Source organism: Bacillus sp. 1NLA3E, assembly GCF_000242895.2.
Taxonomy (GTDB): domain Bacteria; phylum Bacillota; class Bacilli; order Bacillales; family Cytobacillaceae; genus Bacillus_BU.
In genome coordinates this window covers 521564-534884 of sequence record NC_021171.1, presented here as the reverse complement: position 1 = coordinate 534884, position 13321 = coordinate 521564, and the positions used below count along the sequence as shown (strand labels likewise).

Annotated in this window: 10 protein-coding genes and 2 pseudogenes; 6 read left to right on the top strand and 6 right to left on the bottom strand. The window is 32.9% G+C overall.

Features of this window, described 5'->3' with window-relative positions; genetic code table 11:
* The first annotated feature begins 11 nt into the window (after positions 1-11).
* From B1NLA3E_RS02720 to B1NLA3E_RS25925, 3 genes and pseudogenes are all read left to right on the top strand, one after another.
* A complete protein-coding gene (locus B1NLA3E_RS02720; protein WP_041580245.1) occupies positions 12-194 on the top strand; it encodes a hypothetical protein in 183 nt (60 codons plus the stop codon).
* Positions 195-1127: 933 nt separating this feature from the next.
* A pseudogene (locus tag B1NLA3E_RS25930) lies at positions 1128-1712 on the top strand (CHASE4 domain-containing protein); the annotation flags it as partial.
* Positions 1713-2732: 1020 nt separating this feature from the next.
* Positions 2733-3653: pseudogene (locus B1NLA3E_RS25925) on the top strand (methyl-accepting chemotaxis protein); the annotation flags it as partial.
* A gap of 372 nt (positions 3654-4025) precedes the next feature.
* Here the strand turns inward: B1NLA3E_RS25925 and B1NLA3E_RS02710 are convergent.
* Both B1NLA3E_RS02710 and B1NLA3E_RS02705 read right to left on the bottom strand, forming a co-directional pair.
* Positions 4026-4502 carry a CBS domain-containing protein gene (locus B1NLA3E_RS02710; RefSeq protein WP_015592334.1) on the bottom strand — a complete coding sequence of 159 codons (477 nt, stop codon included), beginning with the start codon at positions 4500-4502 and terminating at the stop codon, positions 4026-4028.
* A 284-nt stretch (positions 4503-4786) separates the two neighbouring features.
* Positions 4787-6007: an MFS transporter gene (locus tag B1NLA3E_RS02705; protein WP_041580244.1), complete on the bottom strand. Its 1221-nt coding sequence runs from the start codon at positions 6005-6007 to the stop codon at positions 4787-4789.
* Positions 6008-6179: 172 nt separating this feature from the next.
* On the opposite strand from B1NLA3E_RS02705, the gene B1NLA3E_RS02700 reads away from it, so the two are divergent.
* Positions 6180-7070, top strand: a complete 891-nt coding sequence (locus tag B1NLA3E_RS02700) for a LysR family transcriptional regulator (RefSeq protein ID WP_015592332.1) — start codon at positions 6180-6182, stop codon at positions 7068-7070.
* Between the two features lie 329 nt (positions 7071-7399).
* Here the strand turns inward: B1NLA3E_RS02700 and B1NLA3E_RS02695 are convergent, their stop codons facing one another.
* The 4 genes from B1NLA3E_RS02695 to B1NLA3E_RS02680 form a co-directional block, all read right to left on the bottom strand.
* Positions 7400-8902, bottom strand: coding sequence for a DUF3800 domain-containing protein (locus B1NLA3E_RS02695; RefSeq protein WP_015592331.1), 1503 nt, complete (start codon positions 8900-8902; stop codon positions 7400-7402).
* Between the two features lie 101 nt (positions 8903-9003).
* Positions 9004-9858, bottom strand: a complete 855-nt coding sequence (locus B1NLA3E_RS23165; protein WP_015592330.1) for a DUF6994 family protein — start codon at positions 9856-9858, stop codon at positions 9004-9006.
* A gap of 402 nt (positions 9859-10260) precedes the next feature.
* The gene (locus tag B1NLA3E_RS23160) at positions 10261-11175 is read right to left on the bottom strand and encodes a hypothetical protein (RefSeq protein ID WP_051120116.1); all 915 of its coding nucleotides are present in this window, start codon (positions 11173-11175) and stop codon (positions 10261-10263) included.
* Positions 11176-11611: 436 nt separating this feature from the next.
* Positions 11612-11959, bottom strand: a complete 348-nt coding sequence (locus B1NLA3E_RS02680; RefSeq protein WP_041580243.1) for a hypothetical protein — start codon at positions 11957-11959, stop codon at positions 11612-11614.
* Between the two features lie 30 nt (positions 11960-11989).
* Here B1NLA3E_RS02680 and B1NLA3E_RS25155 point away from each other — a divergent pair, with 30 nt between their 5' ends.
* On the top strand, positions 11990-12151 hold the full coding sequence (locus tag B1NLA3E_RS25155; protein WP_187292147.1) for a hypothetical protein: 162 nt from the start codon (positions 11990-11992) through the stop codon (positions 12149-12151).
* Complete coding sequence (locus B1NLA3E_RS02675; protein WP_015592327.1) at positions 12148-13278, top strand: recombinase family protein; 1131 nt, start codon at positions 12148-12150, stop codon at positions 13276-13278. The genes B1NLA3E_RS25155 and B1NLA3E_RS02675 overlap by 4 nt, the downstream gene beginning before the upstream one ends.
* Positions 13279-13321 lie beyond the last annotated feature (43 nt).

Below are 13321 nucleotides of genomic sequence, written 5' to 3'. Positions count from 1 at the left end.
TAGAGAGTATTATGGAGCTTTGGGTATCTTTAGTAAGAGATGTTGGAGCATCTTCAGTTCATCCTGTTGTAAATGAATTAAGTAAAATATTAAAAGAATATGTTACTAGGGGAGAATGGATTATAGTTTCATATAAATCATCAAGTGCAAAACAAATGTATGGAATTCAATACAATCGTGCTGTGTTGGATTAACGATCTCCAAGATATACCTAAGGGTAAAAAGTAATGTGTATTCAAGATATAATCCCGGAACAAGGTATTTAAAAAGGTGGATTTATATTAAATTGTACTTAAAAATGAAGAAACTATAAGGGCAGTGCCTGTCACTCCCCGAAAAACCTTGTTTCACAAAATGTTTTACAAACTTGCTGTAGGTTTTCCCTTCCACTTATCAAGAAAAAGCCTAATTTAGAAATTAGGCTTTTTAAAAAGTATTTATCGAAGATTGGGTTATTTCAACACTAAATTTGTCACGCACTCCACATGCTATAACTAATTATTTTCTTCCACAATCTGTTTTAATTTTACTTGTTAAGATAACCTGCTTCTTCTTTTAAAACTATCTGCGAGACGCACTTCACGTGAGTCATTATTTTTTCATTACACAATTTAACAGAACATTTATGAATTCAAACACTTTACATTTTTGTTTACCCCAGTAGAAGGGATAGTTCCCCCCTATTTTCAGGCAAGCAAATCTATTTTCCCACGCTTACTTAAGTCAAAGCCAGTTTTACATTCTTGAGGCATTTCGAATTCCCATTCCGATATACCTACTATAACAACTTAGCAAAATAAACGACTGAGCAGCTTCAGGAAATACAGTAACTGAAAGTCTAAGCATGACTCATTTGACTGTATGTTTTATTCTATTGCCATTTCTTCATTTAAAAACAAAATAGGAATAACTTACCAATTTTAGACAAGGACTACTTCTTATATCCTTATCAATCTTTTTAAATTTTGGATAAAAATTATATAATTGAATGTTCAATTATATGTAACATTTCCTGAAAACTTTCCACAAAATTCTACAAAAAAGGAAGATTCTTTCTAAAATTTTTATATAATTATGCTGTTAATAGAAAACAGTGACTTATTTACTATTTGATTTGGGGTGTATAAATGAAAAAGGTATTACAATCATTGCAATTCAAAATGCTATCTATAATAATTATACTTTTGGTTATCCCTATTTCCATTGCAGGTTCTTATTTATATTTTCATATAACCAGTGATTTAACACAAATGGAAAAAGAAAGAGTTCTTTCATCAAGTCTAGCAACGGAAAAACTAATAAAGAATTTCGGAAATCAACTCTTAGATACAACAAAGTCTAATGCCTATTGGGAAGATTATAGACAAGCAGTTGAAAACAAAGATTTAACATGGATAAATGATAATGTTAATTCAATAAAAGATACTGTTCCCAACTTACACTTTATTGCAACAGCTGATTTAAATGGAAATGTCATTTCAGAGGTCGGAGATATAAAAGAGTTCTCGGGCAAACTAGGTAATTCTGCAATTATAGGGAAACTGAAAAATAGCAGTGACTTTTCAGGTCTTATTCAGACCTCAAAAGGGTTAGCAGTTATCGCTGTTTCAAAAATTACAAATGAAGAAGGTAATAATCCAACAGGGATATTAATTTTTGGAAGAATTCTTAATAATAATGCTTTAAATGAAATTAAGTCTACTTTACATAATGACATCGCTTTGTTAACTGACAATGGAAGATTATTAACTACTTCATCTAAAGTTGATAAAAATAAACTTTTTGCTTATTTAACTGAAAAGAATCCAAATCTGAAAAGTTTTAAGACATCACATTCTAGATCAACTGAATATGCTGAAATGGTATTAGCATTAAATGATTTTACAAATAAACCGATTGGTGTTTTATATGTTAATGAAAAACAAATAACAAGCACATCTGTTAAAAGCAGTTTAATCAATGTTAACCTTCTTATCGGTATTATTTTCATTATTATTTTGATATTACTCTCTGTATTAATTTTTAAACTTATTATTAAACCTATTCAGCAAATAGTAGCCATCTCTGAAGATGTTTCAAAAGGAAATTTTAAAAATGAAGTAGATGAAAATATCTCCAAACGAAAAGATGAGTTGGGTAAATTAGGTTATTCAATGGATATTTTGATAATTAATTTCCGTAATTTAATCAAAGAGATTAAAAAAAACATAGATCATTCAGCCGTTAATGCCCAAGAATTAGAAGGTTCCATGAATAAAGCAAACGATTCGATATGTAAGTTAGTTACTTCTATTCAGCAAGTAGCTGGGAACACTAGTGTAACTGCATCCAATGTTGAGGAAATCTCTGCTGCAGTGGAACAAATGAGTGCTTCTATTAATTTAGTGGCGGAAAATGGGGATAGTTTAGCAGCTGCAGCTGAGGAAACTTCTTCAGCTATTCAAGAGATGACGGTATCCATTGAACATGTGGCTGCTAATTTAAGAAATACTGAAGAAAGTGTTGACCAGATTTCAACTGCTATTGAAGGAATGAGCAATTCTATTAAAGGTGTTAATAATAATGCCAATAATTTAGCGGCAGCTTCAGAACGAACCTCTGAAACAGTTGAGGAAATGGTTGTATCGATCAAGCAAGTGGCAAATAGTGCAAAAACAATTAATCAACTTAGTCAATCCGTTAAAGTGGATGCCTTTGAGGGAACAGCTTCTTTAAATGAGACATTGAATGGAATGAAAGAGATTTCCCAAGTGATTGAACACACTAGCCAGGTCATGGAGTCTTTAGGGGAAAGCTCCGAAGAGATTGGTAGTATTATCGAAGTAATTGATAACATTGCTGATCAAACAAATTTGTTAGCACTTAATGCAGCAATCGAAGCGGCACGAGCAGGAGAACACGGAAAGGGTTTTGCAGTGGTTGCCGAAGAAGTCCGTAAACTAGCTGAACGATCTGCAAAAGCCACGAAAGAAATTGCTAAACTAATCAATGGAATTCAAGCGGAAACTACTATTGCAGTCTCCACTATAAAAGAAGGTACCGAAAAGGTTAATGAAGGAAATCTACTAGCTGAAAAAACGAATCAGGCGATTAAGAAAATTACAGAGGGGATTGCTCGAGTAACAGAGGAAATGAAACAAATTGCAAAAGCAACAGTGGAACAAAGCACTAAGAGTGAATCTATTATAAAGTCAGTTGAAAATGCTAAGAAACTGGCAATGGAAATGACTCATTCTACGAAAGATGAGTCAATCACTGCTGAAGAAATTGTTAACAGTATCCTCAATATAAAAGAACAAGTTCAACAGATTTCTATTGCAACCTCTGAACAAGCTATGGTTAGCCAGGCAATAGTTGCTGCAGTAGAGGATGTAACCAATCAATCTGGCTCTGTGACCAATGCAACAAAGGAACAAGGGCATACATCTGAGGAAATAGCTCGAAATATTAATTCCATGAAAGAAATGATTAGAGAAATGACAATTGCAACGAATAACCAAGCAAGTTACGGAAAGGAAATTTCATTAGAAGTAGAAAATGTTCTTAAGAAAACAGAAGAATTATATAATGGTATTGAGGCTCAAACAAAAAAAGTAGGAGATGTAGGCCAAGTAATTATCAAAATGGATACACAATTTGAAAAACTAAAATAAGACATTCATCGGAATAAAATGAATGTTTTCGCCGTTACCTTTGACCGATTCTACGATACTCAAACAAATGGCATTTGCTTTTGCGCCTGCTTCACTAACACTAAAAAATCATTATTCCTTTTAAGTTCTTAAGAATATTAAAGGAAAAATAGGTTCTCCGCAAATACACCGGTACAAGAGCAGCGCCATTATATATAGTATTATCCATGAAGGTGAGAACTATTTGACGCTTACTAAAGTACCGGTTAAAGACTAAAGCCCAGTCATAAGACTGGGCAAGTTTTATACTAAAATAAAATAAGCTTAACAATGCACTACACGTGTCCTGAGTATATGTGGCAACACATGGGGTGCAGGTGAGTATATAGTCTATTATTCCTGGATTGATTCTTCATTAAATATGGATTTAGATAAATTATGGATAATATCCCCGCGGCTTATAATCCCTACAACTCTACCTGCTCCATTCACTACAGGAATCTTTTTAAAATGATGTCTGGATATTAAACGTATAGCGCTTTCAAAATCATCATCAGGTGCTAAAGTCTTAATATTTTTCTTTACCATAATATCTTCAATAGGAGTATTCAATCTTTTTCTTAAAACATCTTCTATTTTTTGAGCTTCTTCTATATACGAAATATAGTAAGCCAAATAAATTTTCTCTTTATTTGGAGAAAGAAAACGTACGATATCCCCATCTGAAACAATGCCTACTAAATTACCTTTATCGTCAACGACTGGTACACCACCAATTCGATTGGTTTCAAGAATAGAAATTAATTCTTTGACAGTTGTTGAAGGCTTTGCCGTAAATATTCTTCGAATCATAAAATCGCGCACTTGCATTGGCTCTTTCTCCTTTCTTATTTCATATAATCAAGATGGATAGTTATTTTACCTATCTTTTTCTTTGTAATAAAATATAATCTACTTTAAGGATATACCTTGTTTACGGAATAGTTTTATTCTATTTCATGAACTTTTTAATCCAGGATGTTTGTATATGAAAATATATTAGAAATGAATGACATAGTGGGATTAGAAGAATGAAAAAGAAAAAGTTTTATAAGATAGAAAGCCTGACTCCAAGTATAAAAATTAACTAGAAGACAGGCACATGAACAATTTTTTTATTTATTTTTAATTTCAACCAAAGACTTCAATTCAACTGCACGGCGACCCTCTTTTTCCTTCCCGCTTGCTAAAGCGAAGTAGGCTATGCCTCCTACGATAATAAGTGCAATTCCAGAGATAAAAACACTACCATAACTGAATGATTTTGCCACAATTCCCAGCACAAATGCACCAATAGCCATTCCTAAATCCATTGAATTGAAGAACAACGAATTGGCGATTCCGACACGATGTTTTTCAACAGAACTAATAACCTGTGTTTGAAGTATTGGTGTAACAGAGCCATACCCAATTCCAATGATTGCACCTGCCAGAATCATAATAACTGCTGTTTGAGGCAATGAGAGCATAACCATCCCAATGGCAAATAAAATAATACAAGGATAAACAATTTTGTTTGCCCCGTAACGGTCAGCCCATACACCTGTAAATGGCCGGAAGATAAACATTAAGCCTGCATAAAGAATAAAGAACGTACTAGCGGCTTTTATAAGGTTAATTTCTTGCGCATACAAAGCTAAGAATGAGGCAATACCTGAGTATCCACATGCTAAAATAAATATTACAAGTGCAAATGGCGCAGCCTTTTTATCAACCAAATCATCGAGACTAAATTTTTTACCCGTCTTTGAAGCTTTTTCAAGTTGTTCTTGCTCCGGAACATTGATAGTCATTGATAGGAAGATATTTAATGCTGAAATGACAATACAAAGAATGTATGCAGTGTTGTAGGCTCCAATATTGGCTAAGTTAAGCCCTATAACTGGACCAATAACCATTGCTAACCCCATTGCTAATGAGAACCAACTCAATCCCTCTCCACGTCTTGAGTCTGGTATGATAACAGCACTGATTGTTCCTTTTGCAGTTGTAATAACCCCAAATGTTAGTCCATGAATAATCCGCAAAATAAATAATGCCCAAATATTAGTTACAAATGGATAAAATAGTGTTGCAATAAAAAATGCTGCTGAAGAATAAATCAGAATTTTCTTCTGTGATCCTGGACTTACCCACTTCCCAGCAAATGGCCGAATAACAATAGCCGCAATTAAAAATAAAGTTAATAATAAACCAGCCTGATCCACACCACCGCCAAATTCTTTCGTTAATTGAATCGGAAGTGCTGTTAATAAGATATAAAATGCTAAAAAGATAAAAAAGCTGATAGTAGTGATATTTATAAAATCCTTAGTCCATAGTTTTGGTTTATCCATATAGTGTTTCCCCCTTTTTTCTCTTGTCAATTGACTCATCTATTAACGATGGTTTCCTTGAAATGAAAGTGACTTATTTAGTATATATCTATCTGTCATGCATACATAATTGTATTTTTTATAGCATCCATGCATAATAGTAATATCACTGATTTGCCGAGGAGAATACCGCATGGATTTTGACCAACTTTTTTATTTCCAAATAGTTGCAAAACATAAGAGTTTTACAAAAGCCTCCGAAGAATTAAACCTTTCACAGCCAGCGTTAAGCCGTTCTATTTTGCGACTAGAAGAAGAAATCGGTGTCCCTTTACTCGAAAGAAAAAGCCGTGGAGTCGTTTTAAACCAATATGGGAAAACTTTTCTCAAGTATGCAAACCAGGTATTATCAGAAATGAAAGAAGCAAAGCAAAAAATCCATGATATGGTCGATCCATACCATGGGACCATTTCGCTCGCATTTATCCAAACACTTGGTTCCAGTTTTGTACCTGATTTAATCAGTGATTTCCAAAAGGAATTTCCAAACATTCAATTTCAATTATCTCAAAATATAACAAGTAAAATCTTAAAAGGAATAGAAGCTGCTAACATTGACATTGGTTTCTGTTCCCCACTAGAACCGCATGAAAATCTGTGCTCCATTCCAGTTTTGACCGAAGAATTGTTTCTAATTGTTCCTGCTTCCCACAGGCTGGCTGGAAAAGATCGAGTCAATTTAGGCGAAGTAGCCGATGATCCTTTTATCCTTTTCAAACCTCAAACAGCCTTACATGATTTAATAGAAAATCTCTGTAATGACGCTGGATTCTACCCAAGAAAGGTTTTTGAAGGATATGAGGAGAGGACGGTCTCTGACTTAGTAGGTGCCAATTTGGGTGTTGCTATTGTCCCGTACATACATAACATGGACGAAGGTAAAATTTCAATGATCCAGGTACAATCACCAAAATGCTTTCGAGTAATCCAAATGGTATGGAGAATAAATGGATATATGTCTCCTGCCGTAACAAACTTTAAGGAATTTGTAGAGAAAAGGGCTAGAGGAATTACAAAAAAATAAATATAAAATGGTAAAATCTTTTGTTTTCCCCTCTCTTCTAACATGTAAAAAAGCCCAGTTATTAAAAATAACTTGGCCATATTTTTATAATAATCCTTTTTAAAGATGAGCTTAAACAAAATGGATAGGTTAAGAGATGAGTCAGTTGCCTTCTTTTAAAATGAGTTGCGCCACTCACTCCACATGTCCTGTATTGGTTTCACAGGAAAAAAAGTTCGACTATACCTTTTAAAACTTTTACTATATTTAAAAATATAATGCTTTTATATAAATTTTTTACATAACAGAATGAATTCTATTTGATGTAACTTTTGAAATAGACAATCCAATCATAAAATATCAGCATAATATTCATTGTCTACCTTGCAGAACAAAACTCTTGATGGGAAAATTTTTCCTCCCATATTGGCAAATGATACGCAATATATAACCCAATCTAATAACCCTTGTTCCAATTTATAACATGTTGTTTCCCCTTTATCCTCTATCGTAACTGTAGGAACCATATTATTAGAGAATCCAACTGATAATACATAATATATCTGGCTACCCTCTAATATTTCCAAAAGTGGTTGCTTTGAAATATCATAAAACACTTTTGCACCCCTTTGGTTATAATAGAACTCCTCATTCAAACTAGTAATCGGTTCAATATTTAACTTAGAATGCATTCTTTGAAAATAAGAGTTTAGATTACTACAAACATAAGCATTGAAATCCTCGCCGAACATACTTCTATCAAACTCATTCATCTTTGCAACCGACTCAAATTTACTCAAATAATTCAAAAATGAAACTAAAACTATAAAATCATCTGAATATATGCCTCCAAAGGACTTAAACCATGCATTATTTAATTTTCCAATAATTAGATACAGTTGTTTATAGAGTCCGAGTTGTTGATCACTGACCTCAAACCATTTTCCACTCAAAATTTTCTTTCCAATACCATCTTCAGCAAATTCATATCTCAATTGAAAATGCAATGCTTTCAGTAACTTAGATATTATGCCAGCCAATATATCTGATATTCTAATACCAACACTAACTTTTGAATCAAGTTCTACAGGTTTAGATATTCCCAGTTTTCTAGCTGCCTTTAAAGTATTGCTGTCTTCCCCTTCTTTATCCAAATAAAGCGAATAACTTTTAATTCCCTTTTCATTGATATATTTATCAAATCCATAAAAAGCACTATCATAACTCCAATTTATCTCAATATCCTCGTTGACGGCATCTAACAATAATAGAATTTGCGTAAAAGCTACATTCTCATGTCTCTTCAATTCAGGATTGGTTAGATTGGTAGTAAGTTTTTGGGAGTAAAAATCTTTGAGCAGTTGAATGAGTTCTCCAGTATTTTCATAAATTCCACTTATTATTTCTTGAGGACGATACATTAAAATCGACTTAACAATTGAGTACTTCATAGCATCCATATCTTTAAAAATACTATTTGTGTAGTTTATAAACAACTGTTGGATGATGAACTCAATTTTGCTGCTAACAGAAAAATACAATAGAATTTTTTCATCAAACAAATTTAAAAAATCGCCAATAAATTCTACATTTTCTTGATTCAATGAAGCAAAACCATTCCGAAAATGCTTAGGCTTTAAGGTAGTACTTTTTAACTCACCATTTGATTTTCTATCGGAATACTTGTTTTCAAAAGTAATATACTTTTCTTCGATGATTTCTTCATCCGAACTTTCCCAACCAACTATTGTCACAACAAAATTATCATAGTAGTTTGCAGAAGTGATTGTTGATTTATTTATTTTTCTACTGTGCTCAGATTCATCGTAATAGAATTTATATTCACGCGACATTGTTCAAACACCACACCCTCAACGATAAATAGTATTCTTGTATTTTTGATAATATAAAGATATATTTCTAAAGAATATTAACTATCTTTCTAGCTTTTTCCCTAACTAGAGATGAACAGGCGGATTCTCTCATTTCTCTTTTCTATTGCCCTGGAATTCCCTTCAATAAATAATTCATAATCTTCTTTTCCATCAATAAGGATATTATCTAAATTTTTTTCACCCAACAATTCGTAGGTCTCGTTTGCCATATCAAATGTTGACAAGTCTTTCACGTTATATTTTTCATCTACAAAATCCTGAAAAAGAAAATAGTCCACGAATCCATCAAAGGAAATCAATTGAAGCAGCCAGCTTTTGTTTTTATCATAAATATCTTTTAACTTGCATACCTCTTGATTATACCATTTTTTCAAATCGTAAAGTGTGATGTCAATCCTGTCATAGAAGCTCTTTTCACCTCCTCTAGCTTCGTTAATCGACAACTGATTAAAATAATTGCCATTAACCTTTACCCACCTTGGCCATATTATATGTCCACCAAAAGTTCTTGTTATTTTTAAATATTTACCGACCTCTTGATCCTCAACTTTTGCTTTAAATGCCCAGTTACTTGAAGGACCAATATAATCACTCCCAAACCCTACGACCATTTCCGCATTCTCATCTTTTATTGTTACTACAACTTCATACCAAGCATCTTTACCTTTTTCTCTTTTTTTGATATTGATAACTTTTAATTCGTAACCACTTGGTAACCTACGTCTATTCAAGAAAGTTATAAATCTTTCATACAACTTTTTGCTAACTGAATCCGGATCTTTATAAGGTAATCCATTAATTTTCATACCTTCTATCCCGAATGCATTTTTAAAACTTTCCGGGTCGAATTGTCCACATCCGACATCATCTAGAAAACAAAAAGATGATTCTTCTACACCAGTTTTAATACACATTAAATTCCACCTCCATATTTTCTAAAATTGTATTTAGATAGAATTAATTTCTCAAGACAGACATCGCCATCGTCAAAAAGGTTGTTTATTATATTAGTATCAACATAAGTTGTAAATATTTAAAAGGTGGATAGAGAAAAGACTGATTCGCCTCAAATGTTAGGCTCCAATCCTTCTCAAATGCCTACCCCAAAACAAACAAAACCCCCGAAAGTACTGATAACACAGCATTCTCAAGGGTACTTATTTCTATTATCTAACTAGCTGTGCTACTGTTTCTACATGTCCTGTATATTTATAACAGTACACATCAAATACGACTATACCCAATCTTAATCAGAATTGACCATTTATTACATGAGAAAAAATTAGAACAGTCATATATATATTTTCAACAAAGTATTAACTAAAACCCCTAATAAATTTATGTAAATCCTTTATATTTTTTATTTTATATAAATTTATGAAGTCTTCTGTTTCTAATGCTTGTAAACCTCTTCTAACAGCAGTAGATGTTGCACCACCAATGAACACTTGATACTTAACATATTCCGGTGCTCCATCAGTGCCATCACTTAATTCAATATACTTCAAATGTGGAAAAATATCTTTCGCCACTTTAATAACTTCTATAGCCATATCTACTGGGATTGCATCTCCTAACCATATTGCTTCGTGCTCACTATGTGTTTCAAGTTTTTTCTTGTTTCGAAAAGACTTATATAAATTGGCTGAAAATCCCCTACTTCTCAATTCAGACACTAATTTAGAACTCATATGCATTAAGCTTACTTCCACTTTAAATAATTCTTTAATTCCCTCTTTTTCTGCTAAATAATTGTCTAAATTAGTTTTAATGTTTTCTTGCTCTCTCTCTATCAATAAAGCATTCTCTTGATTAGAAATATACTTTTTTTGCAACTCCATAACACTCATCAGAGAATCTTTAATAAAATTTATATCTTCCTTATCCATACCAGTCTGAGCAGATAATACTTGGCATTCATCGGTTTTTTGCACAACAAACTCCTTTTGCTGTGTAACACTGTTATAAGTGCTTACGAAATTGCTTTCATCCTTATAATCAGATGGAGAATATAATTTCTTGTGGTGTCGTGTAACTAATAAATAGAATGCTAACAATACAATACATGGAAATAATGCTATAAACAAAACTAACATCATATTCTGTATATCATTCAATTTACTCTTAACAATTACTAGAGCTGCAATCGCTTCTGTTAAAACTAAAAACAATCCAATAATACCTATTGGATTCTTTATATAATTCTGCGCCTTTTCTGCAATACTACTCATCCGGTTTCCTCTTTTCAAATTGTAAACTATTAAATAACGCATATTATTTCAAAGTTCATAGCTCTTTTAGAAAACATACCTTTGCTTTATAAATCAACAGGTGACCCATTTCATAATCCTAGCACTATACGAGTATATTTTCTTCTTTAACAACTGATTTTCTTTCAATAATTCGCAAAATAATTACTAAACAAGACTTTTAATATAAAGTAACACATTTATCAATTACATAGAAACAACATATAAAACCAAATTCTCTCTATTAATAATAGCATTAATTTGATTAAGTCATCTAAAACAAATTTTAAAAATTTTGCTAAAACTTTTTCAGGGCATACTGATGGTCAGAAATCTGAAAAAATCCCATAGGTGTTATTGAAATATAAGCTCTTTATATAAAAAACTCCACATAACAATGCTAAGCGTATATCAACAATTAAATTTTACGCCATTTCAAATTTAGTGCTTTAATGTAGCTGCCACTAAAATCCTGATTTTCATTTTCTAAAAATTCATCTGCCCAGAAAATACATTCGTCTTTAACAATTAGGCTTCCACTATATAATTCACGAGAACAGTTTTCTAACGCTGGCCTTAAATTCATTGCGATTAAGCCTTCAAAACATAATTCAACTATTCCATACCAACCTGAATTATCAAATGTTACTCTTAGTGTCCTTTGACCAGAATAATCTTCCTCATACTGCATCTTTTCTATACCAATATGGATGAAAAACAGAAAAACATTATCAGTAGGGTCAAAGTACCGAAAGTTATACATCATAGAAAAATCATCAAGGGAGAGGAATACAAAATGAAGGTCATCCGCTCATATGCTGTACCCAATAAAGCAGTGAATGTGCAACGGATTTTACAACAACTCATTGAAATAGAAATGGAAAAAATCGTTAATACTAATTCCGTAAACTCACCAGCATCTCATGAAAAAATTACTCTAGGTGGTGATTGTGCATGAGATGTGCAGTATATGCTCGTGTCTCAACGGAATTGGATTCACAAAGGACATCAATAGACAACCAAATAGACATTTTTAGAATTTACACCGCTCAACGTGATTGGGATATCGTCAAGGTTTATACCGACAAACAATCTGGTACAAAGGAAAGTCGTCCTGGATTAAAGGCTTTGATTGATGACGGAAAAGCTGGAATGTATGATGTCATCTTGGCAAAAGAGCTATCTCGTTTAGCACGTAACGGTCGGCTCTCTTATGAGCTTCGGGATATTTGCCAATTCAATAACATCAATATTGTCTGCTTGGATAACTCAATCAACACTATAGATGGTAACGTACAGAACTTCGGATTATTTGCTTGGCTTTACGAGAATGAATCAGCTAACAGTAGCCGCCGAAATAAACAGGCGAAAAGGGTAAAAGCGCAACGCGGTTTGTTTGTTGGATCAAATCCACCATACGGTTACTTTTCTGAAAATAGGGTTCTTAAAATTAGAAATGACAACACCCCAAACATTGTTCGTCGGATTTTTCAAGAGTATTTAAATGGTACAGGAATGGACACAATCGCAAAGACATTAACTGCTGAAGGTGTCCCAACACCTGCTCAAGTAGCTAATAAAGCAAATGCCTCGAATTTGTGGCATGCCTCAAGTATTAAAGTAATGTTAAACAATCAGCACTACTCTGGGGACCTAGTCCAAAGCAGAACTGAAACCATCTCTGTCACCTCTTCCAAACGTCGGGAGCTTAGTGAAGAAGATATCGTGGTGATTGAAAAAACACACGAAGCGATTCTTCCGAAAGATACCTTTAATGCGGTACAAGTGATGATCCAGAATCGAACCAGAACAGCTACTGCACCAAAGAAACACATTTTCACGAATATCCTTTATTGTGAAGAATGCCAAAAAGGTATGTGGTATAAAGCCAATCAAAAAGGCTGTCGTTGCGGCGGAAATATAAAACACGGTAACACCTTTTGTTTAAATAAAGTGGCTATTCGTGAAAAAGAATTAATGCATGTAATCATTGAGGATTTACAAACGCTTTTAAACTCTTTAAAGGAAGAAAACTTTTTGAATACGTTGTTAAACAAGTTAAACGTAAAAAAACGCACTACCTAAAAGAACTTGAAGCGATTCAAACTGAAATCGAAACCTTAAAAAA

Bases quoted from the DNA above. Each gene is read 5' to 3' on its own strand.
- B1NLA3E_RS02720 (WP_041580245.1), top strand. From the start codon at position 12: ATGGAGCTTTGGGTATCTTTAGTAAGAGATGTTGGAGCATCTTCAGTT.
- B1NLA3E_RS02710 (WP_015592334.1), bottom strand. From the start codon at position 4,502: ATGCAAGTGCGCGATTTTATGATTCGAAGAATATTTACGGCAAAGCCT.
- B1NLA3E_RS02705 (WP_041580244.1), bottom strand. From the start codon at position 6,007: ATGGATAAACCAAAACTATGGACTAAGGATTTTATAAATATCACTACT.
- B1NLA3E_RS02700 (WP_015592332.1), top strand. From the start codon at position 6,180: ATGGATTTTGACCAACTTTTTTATTTCCAAATAGTTGCAAAACATAAG.
- B1NLA3E_RS02695 (WP_015592331.1), bottom strand. From the start codon at position 8,902: ATGTCGCGTGAATATAAATTCTATTACGATGAATCTGAGCACAGTAGA.
- B1NLA3E_RS23165 (WP_015592330.1), bottom strand. From the start codon at position 9,858: ATGTGTATTAAAACTGGTGTAGAAGAATCATCTTTTTGTTTTCTAGAT.
- B1NLA3E_RS23160 (WP_051120116.1), bottom strand. From the start codon at position 11,175: ATGAGTAGTATTGCAGAAAAGGCGCAGAATTATATAAAGAATCCAATA.
- B1NLA3E_RS02680 (WP_041580243.1), bottom strand. From the start codon at position 11,959: ATGATGTATAACTTTCGGTACTTTGACCCTACTGATAATGTTTTTCTG.
- B1NLA3E_RS25155 (WP_187292147.1), top strand. From the start codon at position 11,990: ATGAAGGTCATCCGCTCATATGCTGTACCCAATAAAGCAGTGAATGTG.
- B1NLA3E_RS02675 (WP_015592327.1), top strand. From the start codon at position 12,148: ATGAGATGTGCAGTATATGCTCGTGTCTCAACGGAATTGGATTCACAA.